The 20139-nt window shown below is 63.0% G+C and carries 16 protein-coding genes and 1 tRNA gene; 8 read left to right on the top strand and 9 right to left on the bottom strand.

From position 1 onward, the window contains the following. Positions 1-33: 33 nt before the first annotated feature. A tRNA-Pro gene (locus AB4074_RS21485) sits at positions 34-110 on the top strand. Positions 111-398: 288 nt separating this feature from the next. On the opposite strand, the gene AB4074_RS21480 is transcribed toward AB4074_RS21485, so the two are convergent. Then, the gene (locus AB4074_RS21480) at positions 399-662 is read right to left on the bottom strand and encodes a hypothetical protein (protein ID WP_441415208.1); all 264 of its coding nucleotides are present in this window, start codon (positions 660-662) and stop codon (positions 399-401) included. A 138-nt stretch (positions 663-800) separates the two neighbouring features. Here AB4074_RS21480 and AB4074_RS21475 point away from each other — a divergent pair, with 138 nt between their 5' ends. Then, positions 801-2057: a helix-turn-helix domain-containing protein gene (locus AB4074_RS21475; protein WP_441415207.1), complete on the top strand. Its 1257-nt coding sequence runs from the start codon at positions 801-803 to the stop codon at positions 2055-2057. A gap of 17 nt (positions 2058-2074) precedes the next feature. Here AB4074_RS21475 and AB4074_RS21470 read toward each other — a convergent pair whose 3' ends face one another. After that, complete coding sequence (locus AB4074_RS21470) at positions 2075-3010, bottom strand: phosphoribosylaminoimidazolesuccinocarboxamide synthase (protein ID WP_441415206.1); 936 nt, start codon at positions 3008-3010, stop codon at positions 2075-2077. A 3-nt stretch (positions 3011-3013) separates the two neighbouring features. Beyond that, entirely contained in the window at positions 3014-4324 is a 1311-nt protein-coding gene (purD, locus tag AB4074_RS21465) for a phosphoribosylamine--glycine ligase (RefSeq protein ID WP_441415226.1), read from the bottom strand. Between the two features lie 136 nt (positions 4325-4460). On the opposite strand from purD, the gene AB4074_RS21460 reads away from it, so the two are divergent. Genes AB4074_RS21460 through AB4074_RS21450 form a run of 3 tightly spaced genes read left to right on the top strand, consistent with a single transcriptional unit; the run spans position 4461 to position 7530 of the window. Next, complete coding sequence (locus AB4074_RS21460; protein WP_441415205.1) at positions 4461-6038, top strand: molybdopterin-dependent oxidoreductase; 1578 nt, start codon at positions 4461-4463, stop codon at positions 6036-6038. Positions 6039-6074: 36 nt separating this feature from the next. Beyond that, entirely contained in the window at positions 6075-7091 is a 1017-nt protein-coding gene (locus AB4074_RS21455) for an asparaginase (protein ID WP_441415204.1), read from the top strand. A gap of 16 nt (positions 7092-7107) precedes the next feature. After that, complete coding sequence (locus AB4074_RS21450; protein ID WP_441415203.1) at positions 7108-7530, top strand: sterol carrier family protein; 423 nt, start codon at positions 7108-7110, stop codon at positions 7528-7530. 56 nt (positions 7531-7586) lie between these two features. Here the strand turns inward: AB4074_RS21450 and AB4074_RS21445 are convergent, their stop codons facing one another. The 3 genes from AB4074_RS21445 to AB4074_RS21435 all read right to left on the bottom strand — a co-directional run bounded on the left by AB4074_RS21445 (position 7587) and on the right by AB4074_RS21435 (position 13621). After that, entirely contained in the window at positions 7587-9077 is a 1491-nt protein-coding gene (locus AB4074_RS21445; RefSeq protein WP_441415202.1) for a cation:dicarboxylate symporter family transporter, read from the bottom strand. Positions 9078-9200: 123 nt separating this feature from the next. Further along, positions 9201-12008, bottom strand: coding sequence for an aminotransferase class I/II-fold pyridoxal phosphate-dependent enzyme (locus AB4074_RS21440; RefSeq protein ID WP_441415201.1), 2808 nt, complete (start codon positions 12006-12008; stop codon positions 9201-9203). Positions 12009-12022: 14 nt separating this feature from the next. Next, positions 12023-13621, bottom strand: coding sequence for an amino acid permease (locus tag AB4074_RS21435; RefSeq protein ID WP_441415200.1), 1599 nt, complete (start codon positions 13619-13621; stop codon positions 12023-12025). 272 nt (positions 13622-13893) lie between these two features. Between AB4074_RS21435 and AB4074_RS21430 the strand changes: the two genes are divergently transcribed. Then, positions 13894-15510 carry a PucR family transcriptional regulator gene (locus AB4074_RS21430; RefSeq protein WP_441415199.1) on the top strand — a complete coding sequence of 539 codons (1617 nt, stop codon included), beginning with the start codon at positions 13894-13896 and terminating at the stop codon, positions 15508-15510. A 5-nt stretch (positions 15511-15515) separates the two neighbouring features. Continuing rightward, positions 15516-16427, top strand: coding sequence for a glutaminase (locus AB4074_RS21425; protein ID WP_441415198.1), 912 nt, complete (start codon positions 15516-15518; stop codon positions 16425-16427). A gap of 26 nt (positions 16428-16453) precedes the next feature. Here AB4074_RS21425 and AB4074_RS21420 read toward each other — a convergent pair whose 3' ends face one another. From AB4074_RS21420 to AB4074_RS21410, 3 genes are all read right to left on the bottom strand, one after another. Continuing rightward, positions 16454-17218, bottom strand: a complete 765-nt coding sequence (locus tag AB4074_RS21420) for an SDR family oxidoreductase (RefSeq protein ID WP_441415197.1) — start codon at positions 17216-17218, stop codon at positions 16454-16456. A 21-nt stretch (positions 17219-17239) separates the two neighbouring features. After that, entirely contained in the window at positions 17240-17998 is a 759-nt protein-coding gene (locus AB4074_RS21415) for an aspartate/glutamate racemase family protein (RefSeq protein ID WP_241710377.1), read from the bottom strand. 93 nt (positions 17999-18091) lie between these two features. Then, entirely contained in the window at positions 18092-19660 is a 1569-nt protein-coding gene (locus tag AB4074_RS21410; protein WP_441415196.1) for an NCS1 family nucleobase:cation symporter-1, read from the bottom strand. 215 nt (positions 19661-19875) lie between these two features. On the opposite strand from AB4074_RS21410, the gene AB4074_RS21405 reads away from it, so the two are divergent. After that, the coding region (locus AB4074_RS21405; RefSeq protein ID WP_441415195.1) for a hypothetical protein at positions 19876-20139 on the top strand (264 nt) is incomplete at its 3' end.

Below are 20139 nucleotides of genomic sequence, written 5' to 3'. Positions count from 1 at the left end.
GGCTATTCTTGAACAGTTGCTTTCGCAGCGGATCGGGATGTAGCGCAGCTTGGTAGCGCGCTTCGTTCGGGACGAAGAGGTCGCAGGTTCAAATCCTGTCATCCCGACCAATTGGTAGAAGACCTTCCACCCGGAAGGTCTTCTACTTTATTTAACGAGCTTTTCGGGAGCCCGGGAAAACCGGAAAAACATTCCCCTGACCGGTTTTCCTCACCCGCCCAAGGTTTAGAGACAAGTGTTGTTAACAACCCCGGCACAATGACCCGGGGTATATCACGGTCCACGCCGAACTTGGTGCAAAAGAAATCCCCGGTGTGTCGATTTCCGACTACCGGGGATTTCTTCACTTCATTTGAATTATCCAGCGCCTGCCGGGATCTCCGGGAGCCGCCGTCGAGCTACACGGGGTCGGGCCAGTTACCGATTGCCTGCGAGACCCTCATCGGATCAGGCCAGTTACCGATAGCCTGCGCAACCACGCTCATCGGGTCGGGCCAGTTACCGATTGCCTGCGAGACCCTCATCGGGTCAGGCCAGTTACCAATGCTGAGCACCGTGCCGACGGTGTCTGCCACAGGGGCTGCGGAAACGACGGCTGGCGCCGCGGCGGAGAATGCAAGCGCGCCGGCCAAGGCCACTGCTGCAGCAATCTTCTTCAACATAATTTTTCCTCAATGCGAGTCGGATTCGTTACGGAAATTACGCGGTCCCTGTTGACATTCATTGTAAAATGTTTTCCACAGCGGCTGTCAAGCTATACGCGTAAAGACAGCGCAAAGACAAGCCTCTAGGAGGAACCTGTGGGGAACGGATTCGGAGAAAAGCTCCGTGCCGAACGGCTCGAACGTGGGCTGACCCAAGCTGAATTGGGCAGGGACCTGTACTCACCCAGCTACATTTCGCTTCTTGAGACCGGCCGGCGGGAGCCCACGGCCGACGTCATTGAAGAACTCGCCCGCCGTCTGGAGCTGGCACCAAAAGCCTTGGAAGCCTGGAGTCAGCCCGTATCCGTCAGTGACGCCGAATACGTGCTCGCGGGGCTGTACGCCAGGCAAGCTTGGGACCTCAGGGACTACCCGCTTGCCGCAAGCCACGCATCAACCGCCGCCCAAATCGCGCTCGAGGCAAAGAACACCAGCGCGTGGTGGAACATGACCTACATGCAGGCCGAATGCCTCATGAAGCAGGGGCAGTTGAAGGAATGCCAGCAGATCATCCAGCATCTCCTGGAACATCCCATGGCTACCGAATCCGCAGGCCTCGGAGTCCGTGCCCGGCAGATGCTTGCCGCCGTCTGCCACGGACAAGGGCAGCTGGCCACCGCCGTCGAGCATGCCAAGGAAGCGGTAAGGCTATCCGAGCAGCTGCCCAAAGGCTCAACGTTGATCATCGGGGCGCACCGCGCCCTGATCGGTGCATTGGCCGAGAGTGGCAGGTTGGACGAAGCCTGGACATATTGTCAGGCCATGAACAACCAGATGGACGACCATTCGATGTCGCAGCTTGCAGGCGAAGTGGCTTGGGTGGTGGGAAACGTGGCCTTCATGCGCCACGACTATGTTGAAGGCATCAAGCATCACGAGCGCGCCGCAAAGCTGCTCTCCCCCGCCAATGACATTGAGCTGTGGGCCCGTTTCAACAAGGCATCGGCGGCCGTCCGGCTGTCCTCGGGAATCGTAGAGCCGGAGACGCTCTCAGCTATCGAACGCGCTGAACTCGCTCTGTCGATTGTGGGCGGAAACAAGACGGATCAGCTCGAAGTTGCCTTTATCCGCGCCCGCTGGCTGTACCTGACGGGCGACATCCCGGCCGCCATCACCAAGCTGCGCGAAATCCACGCGGACCGCGATGTACTCGCCCGGCACACTGCAGGCGAAGTCGCTTTCCTCCTTGGCAAGGCACTCAAAGCGGCCGGTGAAAACACGGACGCATTGGTCCATCTCGAAGAAGCCCAGCGCGATTTCACCGCCGCCGGCGCAGCCGACCGCGTCCAGCAGGCCATGGACTCCGTACTGGAGATCAGGCTGGCGGAACGTCGGGCGGCGTCGGGCGGCTAAACGACAACAACTGCGAGTCAGACGAAGGTCCGGCCGGTCAGCTTCTCGTAGGCCTCCACGTAGCGGGCACGCGTCTTCTCCACGACGTCGGCCGGCAGCGCGGGCGGCGGGGTGTCACTCGAGCGGTCCCAGCCCGATTCCGCGGAAGTCAGCCAGTCACGCACAAACTGCTTGTCGAACGATGGCTGCGCCTTGCCCGGCTCGTAAGTGGAAGCATCCCAGAACCGTGAGGAATCCGGCGTCAGGACCTCATCGCCCAAGGTGATGACGCCCGTGTTGACGTCGATGCCGAACTCAACCTTCGTGTCGGCCAGGATGATTCCGCGGCCCCGGGCGATCTCTTCCGCGCTGGTGTAGATCTTCAACGTGAGTTCGCTCAAGCGTGCGGCGATATCGTCGCCCACCATCGCGACGACGTCGTCGTAGGTGATGTTCTCGTCGTGCTCGCCGACTTCAGCCTTGGCAGAAGGCGTGAAGATGGCGTGACCGAGGCGCGAACCGTCAACCAGGCCCTCGGGCAGGGGGATGTCGCAGACGGTGCCCGATTGGCGGTACTCAGCCAGCCCGGAGCCCGTGAGGTACCCGCGGGCGATGCATTCCACTGGGAACATCTCCAGCCGCTTGCAGATCATCGCCCGGCCTTCAACTTCCGCGGGCACTCCCTCGGCGGCCGTGGACGCAAGGACGTGGTGTTCCACGCCCAGCTGCTCGAACCACCACAGGCTCAGTTGGGTGAGGACCCGGCCCTTGTCCGGGATCTCGCTGCTCAAGACATGGTCGTAGGCGCTGATGCGGTCGCTGGCCACTACCAGGACGCGGTCTTGGCTGGATTCGGCCCCGCCGAGATCATCTGCGGGAACGTAGAGGTCGCGGACTTTGCCCGAGTAGAAGTGCTTCCATCCCGGGAGGTCGAGGGTTTCGGTCTGCAGGCCGTTTGCGTTGTTTTCAGGCATGGTTCAGGCCTTCACGTTAGGGATGGAGCCGGTGGCCGGGGAGACCACATGGATCTCGCCGCGGGCTGCCTTGCCGGCGATATCGGTACGGAACTGTCCGCCGTCGAGCTGGACCAGCTCCACGCCGTCGTAAGCCCTCTCGCGGGCCTCCACGAGGTCCGTTCCCAGCGCGACAACCGCCAGCACGCGTCCGCCGGCGGAAACAAGCCGGCCTTCTTCGTCCTGCTTGGTGCCGGCGTGGATGACGTGGACGCCTTCAAGCGCGTCCACCTTGTTCAGGCCGCGGATGCGGTCCCCCGTGCGGGGGGTGTCCGGGTAGTTTTCGGCGGCGACGACGACGGCGACGGCCGACTCCTTCGACCAGCGCAGCTCTTCAGCCTGGTCCAGTTCGCCCTTGGCGGCTGCAAGCATAAGGGCGCCGAGCGGGGTCTTGAGCCGGGCAAGGACCGCTTGGGTTTCGGGATCGCCGAAACGGACGTTGAATTCGATGACGCGCGTGCCGCGGGAAGTCAGGGCCAGGCCGCAATAGAGGACGCCGACGAACGGAGTTCCACGGCTGGCCATCTCGTCCACGGTGGGCTGGGCCACCCGGTCGATGACTTCCTGGACCAGGCCAACAGGCGCCCAGTCGAGCGGGGTGTAGGCGCCCATGCCACCGGTGTTGGGGCCTTCGTCATTGTCGAAAATCCGCTTGAAGTCCTGGGCCGGGGACAGTGGCACCGTGGTGCGGCCGTCACACAGCACGAACAGGGAGACCTCGGGCCCGTCCAGGAACTCCTCGATCACCACGGTTCCACCGGCGTCGAAACAAGCTTGGGCGTGGGCGAGTGCTTCCTCGCGGTCATTGGTGACCACAACGCCCTTGCCGGCGGCCAGTCCGTCATCCTTGACGACATGCGGAGCGCCGAAAGTGTCCAGCGCGTCAGCTGCCTCTGCAGCGTTTGTTGCCACGCGGGCCATGGCGGTGGGCACACCGGCCTCGGCCATGACTTCCTTGGCGAACGCTTTGGAGGCTTCGAGCTGTGCCGCGGCCTTGCTAGGGCCAAAGACCGGAATGCCGGTTTCGCGGACGGCATCGGATACGCCCGCCGCGAGTGGAGCTTCAGGGCCGACCACAACCAGGTCAACCGCCAGCTTTGTCGCAAGCGCTGCGACGGCGCCGGGGTTGTTCCCATCGATCGCGTACGTGGGGACCAGCTTGGCGATGCCCGCGTTTCCGGGAGCCGCATGGACCTCGGAAACGTTGGGATCCTTGAGCAAGGAGCGGACAATTGCGTGTTCGCGGCCCCCGGGGCCAATGACGAGTACCTTCACAGTCTTCAAGGATACTTTGTGCGGGGGCAGGACTCCTAAGCTGTCTCCACCACTGAGCATGTCCACCCAAGACCGAGGGCACCAAGAAGGCGCATGTCCGACCCATCTCGGAGGCCTCCGGCTACGAACAACCTGCATGAAGAAGCTCAGGAACTGGCTCAGGGGACCGACCGCATTGGCTGCACTGGCCGGGGTGGCCGCTGCCGCCGTCGTACTTTCCGTTGCGGAACTGATCGGCGCCTTCTTTACGGCCCGGGCTACTCCGGTGATCGCGCTGGGGTCCACGTTCATCGACTTCACGCCGCCGTGGATGAAGGACTTTGCCGTGACCACGTTCGGCACCAATGACAAGGCCGCTCTGTTTGTGGGCATGGGCCTGACCATCTTCGTGCTGGCTTGCGTGCTGGGCGTCGTGGCCTTCCGCAATTGGGCGCTCGGCGTGTTGGGCGTTCTCGGCATGGGTGCGGTGATTGTGGCTGCCGTGGTGACCCGGGCCAGCGTGAAGCCCGTGGATTCAATACCGAGCCTGATCGGCACGGTGGCTGGGCTCGTGGTTCTCCGCCTCTTGGTGGCCCGGCTCTGGCGGCTGAAGTCGTTCCCTGACGCCCCTGCCGACACCGCGGCCAAAGGCACCGAGCGTCCCGCCACGACGCGCCGAACCTTCTTCGCCGCCACCGGTATCACCGTTGCCGCAGCCGCCATCGCAGCCGGCGGCGGTCGGTTCCTGAGCGCCGCGCGCAGCAATGTGGCCAAGGCCAGGGATTCTTTGAAACTCCCCGCTCCGGCCCGGGCTGCTGCCCCCGTTCCCGCGGGCGTCCAGTCCCCGACGCCGGGAGTCACCCCCTGGCTCACCCCGGCCAAGGACTTCTACAGGATCGACACCGCCTTGAGCGTGCCTGAGATCAACGCCCAGGATTGGGAGCTCCGGATCCACGGACTGGTGGAGCAGGAGGTCCGGCTGAACTTTCAGGATCTGCTCGATGCCCAACTGATCGAAACCCACGTTTCGCTCACGTGTGTGTCCAACCCCGTAGGCGGAAACCTGGCCGGCAACGCCAAATGGCTGGGCATGCCCATCCGTGACGCGCTCAAACAAGCCCGACCCAAACCCGGAGCGGACATGGTCCTCTCCACCTCGATCGACGGCTTCAGCGCCTCCACCCCCCTGGAAGTGCTCCAGGACGGCAGGGATGCCATCCTGGCCATCGGTATGAACGGCGAACCCCTACCGCTCGAACACGGCTACCCCGTGCGCATGGTGGTTCCCGGTCTCTACGGCTTCGTCTCCGCCACCAAATGGGTGGTGGACCTGGAAGTCACCCGTTTCGCCGACAACAAAGCCTATTGGACCACCCGCGGCTGGTCCGAGCGGGGTCCCATCAAGACGATGGCCCGGCTTGAAGTTCCCAAGTCCTTCGCCAAAGTGCCTCCCGGCAGGGTCGCCTTGGGTGGCACGGCCTGGGCACAGACCCGCGGCATCAAGAAGGTGGAGGTCCAGATAGACAACGGCCCCTGGGCCGAAGCCACCCTCGCCGCGGAGGCATCTGTTGTCACGTGGCGGCAGTGGTCCTTCACTTGGGACGCCACTCCGGGACCCCACTACATCAAGGTCCGGGCCACGGACGGAACCGGCGAACTGCAGACTGAAAAGCGGTCGGATCCTGTGCCTGACGGCGCCGCGGGATGGCAGTCCGTTATGGTGACCGTGGAGTAGCCCGGGAAGACGGTGCCCTCACCCTAGACTTGCATCATGCCCTTGAGTTCGCATGAAACCTTTAGCGTTGAGTCCGCCGTCGAGCTGGCAGTGATCGAACGCAGCGGCTTCATCGAATCGCGCCATATTGGTTCCGCCGTGGTTCTTTCCGGTGACGGGTCCGTGGTGACCCAGCTCGGCGACATCACGACGCCCATCTACGCCCGCTCCGCGCTCAAGCCTTTCCAGGCCCTAGCGTCGATGCAGTCGGGGGTGCCCCTGCGCGGCGCCCAGGTGGCTTTGGCGTGTGCCAGCCATGTGGGCTCGCTGGATCACATGGACGTAGTGGAAGGCATGCTGAAAGCCGCAGGCGTACGGGAAGAACAGCTGCAATGCCCCTCGGTGTGGCCACAGGACGAAGTCGCCCGCAATTGGTTGATCCGTTCCGAGCACGGCAAGTCCAAATTGGCTTCCAATTGTTCAGGCAAGCACGCTGCGTTCCTGTGGGCCTGCACCGAGAACGGCTGGGACACGCACAGTTACCTGGAGCCCAACCATCCCTTGCAACACCGCGTGCGGACCGTCATCGAGGAATACAGCGGCGAGAAAATCGCCCACCTTGGGATTGATGGCTGCGGGGCACCGGTCGCCGCGCTTTCCCTGACCGGGCTGGCGCGGGCCTACTCGCGCCTTGCCCAGGCCCCGCGGGACTCGAGCTCCAACGCCCGCGCGGCGACCATTGCCACGTCCATGCTGGACTACCCCTGGGCAGTGCAAGGCCGCGGCGAGGCGAACACCATCGTCATGGACGAACTCGAAGTGCTTGCCAAGGGCGGAGCGGAAGGCGTCCTGGTCTTGGCAACCCCCACAGGCGCCTCCGTCGCAGTGAAGATCCTCGACGGGAATCCCCGCGCAGCCACCCTGGTTGGACTCACGCTTCTCGCGGTTGCCGGCGCCGTGGATATCCCTGGTGTCTCGAGCGTGCTGGAAAAGGTCGTGGAGCCCGTCCTCGGCGGCGGCCACTCGGTCGGCAGGATCCGCCTGGGCCACGCCGTCTCGGCGCTGCTGGACTGATTGGAACCAGCGAACTATGGCAATTGCACGACGCCGGATCGACCGTGAAGAAGGCCGCGCGGCACTGGCCGCATGGCAGGCCGCCGTCGGGCAGGACACCGTCGGGCAAGAATCCGGGCACGAACCCGGGCCGGTGACGCCGCCGTCGCGCACTGTGCTGGCGACCGCCGTGCGTTACTCGCTGGAGGAACTCACCGCCCGCGCCCCCGGCAACTCGGTGGAAGTCAGGGTGCCGCCGTTCGGCGTCACCCAGTGCGTGGAGGGCCCCCGGCACACGCGCGGCACCCCGCCTAACGTCATTGAGTGCGACGCCGCCACCTGGCTGGCGATGGTGACCGGCCGCTTGGCCTGGTCCGACGCCGTCGACGCCGGCCGGGTAGCCGCGTCGGGCCTGCGCGCGGATTTGTCGGAGCTGCTGCCGCTTTTCGCAACCCCTTAAATGGGTGATCGCCCCACGGTGCCGTGGGGCGATCAACCGGAATGGTGCGTGGTGCCTTAGTCCGGACTGACGGAGGGGCTCCGGTGTTGGCCCGGTTTGGTCATTTCGAACTGCGGAATCGCATCGGGGTTCGGGCCGCCGCGGAACTTCGGTGAAGGCTCGCGTCCTTCGCTGAGGCGCTCGATTTCCTGTTCCTCGAAGACGTCTTCGGCTCCGAGCATGATGGCGGAATCCTCGTTGGTGATCTCGCCCCTGAAGGCACGGAGCATGACCGAACGGTCGAACTGGCCTTCCCATTTCGCGACGACGAACGTCGCCACGCAGTTGCCCAGGAGGTTGACGACGACGCGCATGGAGTCCATGAGGCGGTCTGCACCGAGGAGCAGCGCGACGCCGGCGACCGGGAAGATGCCCAGTGCCGCGGCGGTGGCCGAGAGTGCCAGGAACGACGAGCCGGGGACGCCCGCCATGCCTTTGGACGTGAGGAGCAGGACGCCAAGGGCTGCCAGCTGCTGGCCGAGGTCGAGGTGGTGACCGAAGGCCTGGGCCAAGAACAGCAGCGAGATCGAAAGGTAGATCGCGGCGCCGTCGAGGTTGAAGGAGTAGCCAGTCGGGACAACCAGGCCGGTGGTAGCCCGGGAGCAACCAGCGTTGGTCAGCTTAGTCATGATCCGGGGCATGACCGCCTCGGTGGATGCGGTGCCGAGCGCGAGGAGGAATTCCTCACGGGTGTACTTCAGGAACTGCCACAGGGGCACCCGGGCGAAGCTCCAGGCGACGAGGAACAGCAGGCCGATGAAGACTATGGCCGCCCCGTAACAGGAGGCGATCAGGAGCGCATACGTCCCGAGGGTGTCGAGTCCGTACTGGCCGATGATGAACGCCATGGCGCCAAAGGCACCGATGGGCGCCACTTTCATGATCCAGGACATGATCTTGAAGATCAGTTCCAGGACGGTTTCCATGAGGCTGATGACCGGTAGGCAGCGCTCGCGGCCGATGACGACGATCGCCGCGCCGAAGAACACCGAGAAGAACAGGACCTGGAGCAGGCTGTTGCTGGCGAAAGCGCCGATCACAGACGTGGGAATGATGTCCAGGAGGAAGGAAGCCGCATCCTTGGGCGGCGCAGTCCCGGTCTTTGCATTCAGCGCATCATGGGAAAGGGTGCTCGGATCGATGTGGAGTCCGGCGCCGGGCTGGACCAGGTTTCCCACAATCAGGCCGAAGACCAGGGCAAAAAGCGTGGCGCCGGTGAAGTACAGGAGTGCCTTGACCCCGACCCTCCCGACCGCCTTGACGTCGCCGACCGCCGAGATTCCCGTGACGATCACGAGGAAGATCAGCGGAGCGATGATCATCTTGATGAGTTGAATGAAACCATCGCCCAGTGGCCGGAGGGCGGACCCGATGTTCGGCCAGAAATGGCCGATGAGTACACCTGCGACGACGGCGATCAGAATTTGGAAGAAGAGCGACTTATACAGTGGCTTCTTCTTCCGCGGGGCCGAACTCGCCTTCAGCGCCGCAGAGTCTGGGAACTTCATTGATCTGAACCAATCAGTTTGGGAACAGCCCCGATTTTCGGGGATGAATTCAATGTAATCCCGATCACATCATTCCACAAGGGGGAATTCAAATTTCACAATGTGGAATCCATCGATTCAGTGCTACGCGTCCTTGACCGCCTTGTCCGCCTTGTCCGCGAAGATCCGGAACCCGCGCCCTGAGTCGAAGCCGTGGATTTCACGCGTATCCAATGCAGCCATGAACGCCAACGTCTGGCTGGTGATGACCTGACCCGGGACGAGGATAGGGAACCCCGGAGGGTAGGGCGTGACGAATCCGGCCGACACAACTTCGTCGCCCGCCGCGATCCTGGCCTTGAGCTCGTCGGCCGCCAGGTACGCGGTTGATCCATCCTTGTAGCTCTCGAAATAGGCGGCCCGGATGTCCCCATCGGGACTGAGCGGATCGCCCCGGTAGCGGTCCGCGAACCTGCTGAAGTCCGGCAAGGGCGGAGTGGCTCCCGTGAGGCCCGCGGCGAGGCCGGCGTCTGCCGTTTTCCGCGCCGCCCGCTCCTCCTCGAACGACTCGGCCAGCTTGACCAGGACTTCGATCAGGTAGGCGACGGCGCTGCGGGACGTGCCGATGTTGGTCATGAAGAGCACGGTGTTACGTGATGTCTTGTTGACTTGGATCCCGTGTTTGTCGGCGAGATAGCGGTGCCGGAACGTGTCGCCGTCGATCCCTGTCCGGCTGATATCCAGCGTGATGCGGCTGGGGTCGACGACGAACTCGTCGTGCCGCCAGGCGTCCGCCAGGGCTGCCAGCCCGTCCCGGAGCGGCATGGCGCTGCCCGTTTCCCGATAGGGCGCCGCAATGAGGTCCCTCGACGTGAGGACCCGGAAGTACTTCTTCAACAAGGTGTGGCGGGCCACAGCCTGGGCAACGCTGGTTGCCAGATCCGCCTGTTTCTGGACCAGGCCGAAACCCTCAAGTTCTATCTGGCGGCGCCCGATGTCGAGAGAAGCGAGGATCTGGTAATTGGGCGATGTCGAAGTATGGGTCATATACGCTTCGCGGAACGCCTCTTGGTTATGCTCGCTGAAGTCCTGATCGAAGATATGGATCATGGATCCCTGGCGCAACGAAGTGAGGGTCTTGTGGGTGGACTGCGTGGCGTAGACGCGCAGTCGCGCTTTCGCTGGATCCGGGATCAGCCGGGTCTTCAGCCAGAGTTCATCATCGGCGGGCGCGCCCGTCACCGCGTCGTGGAGCGATGCCGCTTGTTCAGCATGCCTGCCGGCGTAGTGGGGATCACCGAAAGAAACCTCAAGCGTCCTCGCCGCTGCCATGGCCGTCCTGCGTCGGAAGACGGGGTGGGACCGGGCGAAGGCGAACCACGCTTCGTCCCAAAGGAAGACCAGGTCGGGTTTGATGGCCAGGCATTCTTCCATGACCCGTTCGACGTCATAGACGATGCCGTCGAAGGTGCAGTTGGTCAGCGTGATCATTTTGACTGCGTCCAGGCGCCCGGCACGTCGGTAGGCCAGCAACCGGGCCTTGATGCTGGCGAGGGGTACGGCGCCGTAGAACGCATACTGGTCCAGCGGGTAGGCATCCAAGTAGGAAACCTGGGCCCCGGCGAGGACGAAAGCGTAATGGTGGGATTTGTGGCAGTTGCGGTCGACGAGGACCACATCCCCTGGAGCAAGGATGGACTGATGAACGATCTTGTTGGCGGTGGATGTTCCATTCGTGACGAAGAAGGTCTTTTGGGCGCCGAAAGCCCGCGCCGCCAAGTCCTGGGCCTCCTTGATCGATCCGTGCGGATCCAACAGCGAATCGAGGCCCCCCGAAGTCGCAGACGTCTCGGCCAAGAGAAGATTCATCCCGTAGAAATCAACCATGTCGCGGATCCAGGGCGAATTGCCCACCGAGCCGCCGCGAGAGATCGGCAAGGCGTGGAAGACGCTGGCCGGCCGCCGGCTGTATTCCTGCAGCGCAGTGAAAAACGGGGTCCTGTACCGCTCAGCGACGCCCGACAACAGGGATAGGTGCAGGTCGAGATTGTCCTGCCTGCGGAAAATCCTCCGGAACCGCTTCGTCAGTGAACCCGCGAGGCTCTCCATAGCGACTCCGGCTACCAGGTACACATCCAGTTCGGGGCGTAACTCGGAGATCTGCTCTGCCAGGCTAAGGAACCTGCCCAGCGGTGGCATTCCGGCAAGTTCAGGGCCAGCCAGGCCGGCAACGTATTTCCTCAGGTCGCGGCCAAGCGGCTGGCTGCTGCCGATGGTGAATCCCGGGCGGAGAATGCAGGCCTGGATGGCAGGGTTCAGGACCAAAGCAACCAGCGCGTCCTCGTAGCTGGGAACCACGATGAGTTCATAGGTGAAGGCATCCGACGGCCTCCGCTGGGCCAGCATGTCCGCTTTCAGCGCTTCGGCTTCTTGTTCGGTGATGTCGTCGACAAAAAGGACCTCGAACCGTGGCCGCTCCCTCGCTGGCCGTTGCTCCCCGGAGCCCTCGTCCTGAACACCCGAAATTGAGCGCTCCGCCCCGGAATGACTTGGTTCCGGACTGACTGGTCCCGGACCGACGGAAGGCATCAGGTGGGACATTCCGCGGATCATCTCCAGTCCGGCGTCGTAATCACCCGAATCCACGCAGTCGAGTAGCGGCACCAACGCGGCCAGCCCCGGCGCCGCCCAATACAGTTCCACGGCCTGCAGCAGGCGCAGGGCCTGGATGGCCTGGTCCTGGAGACCGGAATGCGACCGCGTTCCCGGGCCGCCCTTTGCCAGCTGTTTGAACGCGTACCCGAGAAACTCCCACGCGTCGGCGCGCGAACGCCACGCGCTGCTGGGCGTGCCGATGTCCCGCAGGCTTCGCTTACCCAGGGTGGTTTGCTGGGTCAGGGTGGCGCTGTTGTTTCGCGACGTCATGCCGGGCAAGGTAATTCCGCTTTCCATCAATTCGTTGTGCATCAGGAGCGTTGGCCGGCCTGGGAGAAGGAGCCGGCGACGACGGGCAAGCCGCCCGTGTGGCCGCGTCGGGCCTCGGCTGCCTCCAGGATCCGTTTGCGGCAAGCGAACCAGCCGGCAATGAGCAGGGGTATCAGCAGCAGCAGGGAAGCGAGCACCCAGCGCCCGGTCTCCGAGAAGCCCATCGTGACGAGAACGAAGGCAAGGAAGGCGAGCGTGAGGTATGAGGTGAAGGGGGCTCCGAAGAGTCGGAATGACGGACGAACGGCCTTGCCGAGCCTGACCCAGGTCTGAAGCTTGATGTGGCACAGGATGATGGTTGCCCAGCCGCCGATGATCCCGATCGCAGACACCTCGAGAACGATCTCGAAAACTTGGGACGGCACCAGGGCATTCAGGCCGACGCCAAGAAGAGTGATCACCGCTGTCAGCAGGATGCCGCCATACGGCACCCCCGATTTGCTCATCCTGGCGGTGAACTGTGGCGCGGAGCCATTGACCGCCATGGACCTCAGGATCCGGCCCGTGGAATAGAGGCCGGCGTTGAGACTCGACAATGCCGCTGTCAGGACAACGAAGTTCATCACCGATGCCGAAACAGCCGCGGCATGGGGATCTCCGAGATGGGAGAAGAAGGTGACGAAGGGCGATTCGCCGGTTTTGTACGCCGTGAACGGCAAGAGCAGCGAGAGGAGCACCACGGAACCGACATAGAAGAGTGCGATCCGGAAGACCACCGTGTTGACGGCCTTGGGCATCACCTTTTCCGGGTTGGCAGTTTCGCCTGCAGCCGTACCAACAAGTTCAATCGCGGCATACGCGAACACGACGCCGCTGATCGCGAGCAGGGGCGCTACGGCACCGGTCGGGAAAGCTCCGCCGTGGTCCAGGATCACGCCCAGCCCGGGAACGCCGATGTCGGTCTTCCCACCAAAGACGATGAAGCAGACCCCGACGACGAGGAAAGCTACCAGCGCAGTCACCTTGATCATGGCGAACCAGAATTCCATCTCGCCGAAGATTTTCACGGAGACGAGGTTGAGGGCCAGGACAATGACGAGGGCGCAAAGCGCGATAAGCCATTGTGGGATTGTTTGCAGCGGCACCCAGAATTGCCCCCAGAATTTGACGTAAAGCGCCACGGCGGTGACATCGACAATCGAGGTCATGGCCCAGTTGAGGAAGTACAACCAGCCGGCCGCGTAGGCAAGCTTCTCGCCATAGAACTCCCTGGCATAGGACACGAACGAACCCGAGGATGGCCTGTGGAGAACCAGTTCGCCGAGGGCGCGCAGAATCAGGAACGCAAAGAACCCGCAGAGCGCGTAGACGAAGATCAAGGCCGGACCGGAACTATTCAATCGGCCACCCGCCCCCATGAAGAGGCCCGTTCCGATCGCGCCCCCGATCGCTATCATTTGGATCTGCCGGGGTTTGAGGGTCTTGTGGTAACCGGCGTCCTCGCTCGAAAAATCCTGCGCGGCGGTCGAACGGTCGCCAAGAAGCTCCCGGTTGTTTTCCAGCGAATCAGCCGGATCAAGCCCGGCAATCTGAGCCCCGGCGATCGGGCTCGGCGCAGGCGGGTTCAGTGTGCGTTTCATTCCAGGGGTCTCCTTTGACTCCGGTTCCGCGGGTGCGGCTGCATGCTCCAGAACTTGTCCCCCTGCTGACGCGTGGAATCACAGCTACACTGCTGGATCGTCAGAGGAGGGGACGGAAACAACTCTAGGTTCCTGCGGAAGGGAAGGAACTGTCTGGCCAGCTAAATTCGCCCGACCCCCGTTGTGCGCGAATGACAACTTCGTTCCGCCAGAGTGCGAGTAGTGTTCATGGCTGTGAGCGCGGCTAAGCCGCTTAGAGGAAGTGAATACGGGTGGCACCCCATGAATCTGCCGAGCATGTCATTGGCGCCATGCTCAGCGACATACTTGAAGACATCGGCGTCGACAACGGGCAACTGCTGGTTCCTCCCGGAACGGACAACGGCATGGTTCGTGAAACGGTGATCGTGGACGCCGAGGACGAGGCGCCGGTCCAACGCGGGAGCTTGGTCCTGCTGATCGGAGTCCGGGGTCGCGCGGCATTGCCCGGCATCCGGAAGCTGATTCCGGACTACCCCGCCGCCGTCGCGGTGAAAGGGAACGAGGAGGACCTGGACGCCGTCCAGGAAGTGCTGTTTCCCACCGGAATCGGCCTGATCTCAGTGTCTCCGGCAATGAACTGGGGAACGCTGGAAAGCATCGCCAAGAACCGCATCCAGGAGCCTGCACTTTCCACCGACGCGTCCACGATCATTCACCGGGATCTTTTTGCGATCGCCCAGACCACCGCGACCCTGACCAACGGCCACGTGGTCATTGAGGATCCGGCAAACCGCGTCCTGGCGTACTCGCCGGCCTCCAACGACGTCGATGAACTCCGCAGGCTCTCCATCCTGGCCCGGCGTGGACCGGAGCGTTACCAAAAACTGTTGAAGGAGTCAGGGGTCTACAAGCACCTGCAAGCGGCCGAGGCTCCCATCCACATGGAAGCCAACCCGACGGAAGGCCTCCGGGAACGGGTGGCGATCGGTATCCACGCAGGCAACAGGATCCTGGGGTACATCTGGCTTCAGGAAGGGAAGGAACCGCTCGCTCCCAACACCGACAAGCTCATGGTTGGAGCGGCACGGCACGCGGCCATAGAACTGGTCCGGCACCGCAACGAGCAGTCCCAGGCACTGCGGCGGGACAGGATCTCCAGCCTGCTGAGCGGCACTCCCCAGATCCACTCCCAGGCGCAGTCCGCGGGCATCGATCCATCCAAGCCGGCAGCCCTCGTCCTGATCTCCGCCCAAGGCGACGACGAGACCGCAGCCGGCTTGCAACTGCGGCGAGGGGAGCTGGCCAATGTGGCATCGATCCATGCGGCCGCCTACCGTCCCGGTGCCGTGGTGGGAGCCATCGGCCTGGAAATAGCCATGATTCTTCCTGACCTTGACCCCATAAAGTCCCCGCCGGCCATCAACCGCCTCATCAACGTCATTGTCCGGGATGCAAGAGTCCACCTGCACTGCCAGGTGCAGGCCGCCGTCGGGCCCGTCGTCGAACGCCTCGACGCATTGCATGGAACGCTGGAACACGTCCGCAGCGTATTGAAGGTTCTGGAAAGCACTCCCTCGATCCATGTGGCGTCCTACGCAGACGTCGAAACGACTGTTTTGACGAAGGAATTGCTGGAGCTTCTGGCTTCGAGGACCGACCTTCGGCATGGTGGCATCTCCGTGCTGTGCGACATGTACCCGGAGTTCGCCACTACGCTGTTGACGTACCTCGAATTCTTCGGTGATGTGAACCGGTGCGCGGAAGAACTGGCAGTCCACCGGAATACGGTCCATTACCGGCTGCGGCGAGCCTGTGAAGTGGCCGGCATCGACCTCCACTCCGCAGAGCAACGGCTGCTCGCGCATCTTCAGCTCAGGCTGTGGACCCACTCCGAAGGACGGCACTAAGAAACATGGACCTCCAGAATCTCCTTGACGACATTGTCGGCACGGTTCAGCCCTTGCTCGGCCAAGGAGCGCCTGCAGACTACATCCCGAGCCTGGCCGCGGTAGATACCAAGCAATTCGGCATTTCCGTGGCAACCTCCAACGGCGACGTGTTCTCCTCCGGAGACGCCGATGTGCCCTTCTCCATCCAAAGCATTTCGAAGGTCTATGCCCTCGCGCTGGTGCTGGCCGGGGATGGCGACCGGATCTGGAAGCGCGTGTTCCGGGAGCCCTCCGGCAATCCGTTCAATTCCCTGGTGCAGCTCGAACACGAAGACGGAATTCCGCGGAATCCGTTCATCAATGCCGGCGCCCTGGTTGTCACCGACAGGCTGCTCAGCATCGTGGGCAACTCGGCGTCTCCCGTCCGGGAATTGCTCCGGCAAGAAAGCGGCAACAACTCTATCGATGCCGACCCCGAGGTGGCCGCTTCAGAGGCCGCGAACAGTCACCGCAACGCCTCGCTGGCACACTTCCTGGCAAGCTACGGAAACCTCGAAAACCCCGTGGACTCGGTCCTCGAGGCATACATCAACCAGTGCGCGCTTGAAATGAGCTGCACTGATTTGGCCCTCGCGAGCAGGTTCCTGGCCAACAACGGGCTGCGCGGGAACGGCATGGCTCTTCTGTCGCCCTCGCAGACAAAGAGAATCAACGCCGTGATGCTCACGTGCGGCACCTACGACGCCGCCGGCGAATTCGCCTACCGCGTGGGGCTCCCTGGAAAGAGCGGGGTGGGTGGCGGAATTGTGGCCGTGGTACCCAACAAATGCACCATCTGCGTCTGGAGCCCCGGCCTGGGACGATCCGGGAATTCACTCGCGGGCGTTGCCGCCCTCGATGAGTTCACCACCCGCACTGGCTGGTCGATTTTCTAGGTAGCCGGGCTTCCAGCAGCTGCCAGCTAGCCCCGGCCCACGAACGGCATCCCGGCGGCGGTCACCACCACGGAACCAACATTGGCCGACGCGGGCATGTTGGCCATCATGAGCACAGCGCGTGCAGCATCCTCCACAGGAAACATGGGCTCCACGCGCCTGCTGCCATCGGCCTGGAGCGCCCCCGAGCCCACGCCGATGGTGTCCATGATTTCGGTGCGGGTGTTGCCGATATCGATCTGCCCGCACGTAATGCCATACGGACGCCCGTCCAGCTCGATACTCTTGGTCAGGCCGCTCATGGCATGCTTGCTCACGGTGTACGCGACGGACAATGGCCGCGGTGAATGGGCTGAGATGGAGCCGTTGTTGATGATGCGTCCGCCCTGTGGCTCCTGCGACTTCATGGTCCGCACAGCCTCGGCCGCGCAGAGCATGGAGCCGGTGACATTCACGGCCAGAGTCGAATCCCAATCGGCCACGCTGATCTCGTCCACGCCGCCGGAAGGACCGAAGATGCCCGCATTGTTGAACAGGACATCAACCCTCCCCCAGCGTTGGCGGGCCGCCGCGAAAAGGCGCGCGACGTCGTCGGGCACTGTCACATCGCACGGCACCACGAGCGCCTCGGGGTGCCGTGCTGCAGTCTCGAGAAGCTGCGCTTCCCGCCGTCCGGCGAGGGCAACGCGGTAACCTTCGGCCAGCAGAAGGCGGGCAACCGCCCGCCCGATCCCGGAGCCGGCTCCGGTGACGACGGCGACCCGGGGCCGGGTAGGGATGGTTTCGCTCACGCGGTTCTCCTGTTTGTTGAGCTAGCGCGCGGCGGGAGCATCCGCCGTCGTCGTGTCCGTTGTGGTCAGGGGCCAGCCTATGACGGTCTTGGGGCGCGGGGTGGCGTAGGTCCGGACCTTGGACGTGGACAGTCCCAGACGGACGAGGGACTCGGCGATAGTCACGGCTGCGGCGACTCCATCCACCACGGGAACGCCGCAGCGTTGGCGGATCTGCTCGTCGAGGCCGGCCATGCCGCCGCAGCCGAGGACGATGACCTCGGCTTTGTCATCACGCACGGCTCGTTCGGCCTGTTCCACGATGGCTTCGACTGCGCGGTCCGGGTATTCCTCGAGCTCCAGGACGGCCATACCGCTCGCGCGGACGGATGCACAGCGGTCGTCGAGGCCGGCGAGCTTGAGGCGGTCTTCGATGAGCGGGACCGCGCGGTCCAGAGTGGTGACCACTGAGTATTTGTGGCCGAGGAACATCGCGGTGCTGGCCGCGGCCTCGGTGATGTCCACCACCGGAACGTCGAGGAGCTCCTGGAGCCCCTCGCGGCCGTGCTCGCCGTAACCGGCCTGGATGACGGCGTCGAACGGTTCGGGGTAGTTGACCACGCGGTCCATCACGGCGATGGCGGCGAGGTAGCTTTCAAAGTTCCCTTCGCAGGAATCGGCGCCGAACCGCGGGGTGATGCCGATGATCTCGGTGCCGGGAGCCGCGACGCTTCGCGCCTGCGCTGCGATGGAGTCGGTCATGGATTGGGTGGTGTTGACGTTTGCGACGAGGATGCGCATGTGTTCCTCCTAGATTGGGGGGAAGCCCAACTGGCTCGCAGTTGTTGTCGTTTTGATGGGCGAAAACGGCGTTTTCTGCGAGCCAGTTGAGTATTAGTGGTTGCTGACGACGGCGATCGGCTCGCCGGAGACGTCGGTGTGCTGCTGCTTCTTGTCCGCGAACACGTAGTAGCACAACGCTCCGATGCCTGCTCCGAAGAACCAAGCGAACGGCGCCACGGCCTCAAGAGCCGGAACGAACGCAATGAGGACGGCGACGACGGCGGCCGGAACCATTGCGGCGATCGCCCGGGGGTTGACGCCGCGCTTGTAGAAGTAGGTGCCTGAAGGGTGGTCTGTGTAGAGGTCAAGGATGTTGACCTTGCCGCGGCGCAGGAGCCAGTAGTCGGCCATGACGACGCCGAACAGCGGGCCGAGCAGCGCGCCGAGTCCGCCCAGGAAGTACACGATCACCAAAGGGTTGTTGTAGAGGTTCCACGGCAGGATGATCAGGCCGATGGTACCGCTGACCCAGGCTGCCTTACGGAAGTTCAGGTGCTTGGGGAAGAGATTGGTGAGCGCGTAGACAGGTGCCACGAAGTTCGCCATGAGGTTCACTGCGATGGTCAGGATCAGCAAGGCAAGGCAGGCCAGGACAAGGAAGAGCGTGTTGGGGATGCTCTGCACGATGTCCGAGGGGCTTTCAATGATCTTGCCGTTGATCTTGTACTGGCCGCCGGCCATGATGACCACGATTGCACCGAACAGGAGCATGTTGATGGGGATGCCCCAGAAGTTGCCGCGGACAATCGACTTCTTGGACACCGAGGAACGGGTGAAGTCGCAGAAGTTCAGCACGAAGGTGCCGTAGATGGAGACCCAGAGCGCGCCGCCGGCGAAGATCGTGCGCCACATCTCGCCGCCTTCGAGGCCCCTGATGCCGGACCACTGGATGGCGCCCCCGGCCTCCGTGAAGACCCAGATGGCGATGGCCAGCATGGTGGCAAGAATGATGGGGCCGGCGAAGGCCTCGTATTTGCGGATCATTTCCATGCCGAAGCTGACGATAACCAACTGGACAATCCAGAGGGATACGAAGGCGATCCAGCCAAGGGTGGACAGGCCGAGGATCGAGTTGGCGTCCATGTCCTTGAGTCCAGGGAACATGGCGACAAGCATGACGCGGAGCACCACGGAGGCAAGGTAGGTCTGAATGCCGAACCAGGCGATGGCCACTGCGCCACGGACCAGGCTGGCCAACTGGGCCCCCCGGATACCGAAGCTGATCCGGCTCATCACAGGGAAGGGAACACCGGTCTTCTGGCCCATGAAACCGGAGAAGGTCAAGAGTGTGAACAGCAAAACCGCGCCAATGCCCAGGGCCACGAGGATTTGCCACCCGCCCAGGCCAAGCGAAAAGAGGCCAATCGCGAAAGCGTAGTTTCCGAGGCTATGGACGTCGTTGGCCCAGAGGGTGAAGATGCTGTAGCTGGTCCAACGCCTACCCTCCTTCTTGGTGGGGGCGAGGTCGAGGTTATAGAGGCTGGGGCTGATGGTGCGGCCTGCTGCGACGGACGCTACATCGCACAGGGTTTCATTTCCTACTGACGGATGGACCGAACTGCCTGGCAGTACGGTCTGCTCCGGAGCCGCTGTGACGCCGACTGGGGGAGTCGATTGCATCGTGGATCTCCACTTCTTTGTGGTGCTGCAACTAGGCTTCCGAGACGCTGTGAGAGGAGTTTAAACTTTTTCGCATCGTGGAATCTAGTTATTGAATAGTGAAATAACTGTATGAGCTAGGTCACCTTTGGTCAAGGGCCGAGGTCCCGACGGCGGTCACAAACGGCAGCGTGGGGCCGCGAGGCCTTGCGAGCGCTAGCCTCCGCCCCGCTGGATTGACGCTTGGCGAAGGCGTCGCTAATCTCGAATTACAGAATTTTATTCTCACAATACGAAATTTCTATGCACGTTTCAGCGCGCACCACAGTGCAAGCGCCCAGACATTCAATGAAGAGAGGTTGGACGTGGCTGCAGGAGAAGAGACCTCACACATCCTTAGCGGGTTGACTTCCCAGCTGCCTGATCGTGATCCGGAAGAGACTGCCGAGTGGGTTGAGTCTTTGGATGCGTTGATCAGGGAGCAGGGCACGGAGCGGGCG

It is taken from the genome of Arthrobacter sp. 2MCAF14, assembly GCF_052115645.1.
Classification (GTDB): Bacteria; Actinomycetota; Actinomycetes; order Actinomycetales; family Micrococcaceae; genus Arthrobacter.
Note: the sequence above shows the minus strand (reverse complement) of the source record. Positions and strands in the feature narration are given on the sequence as shown.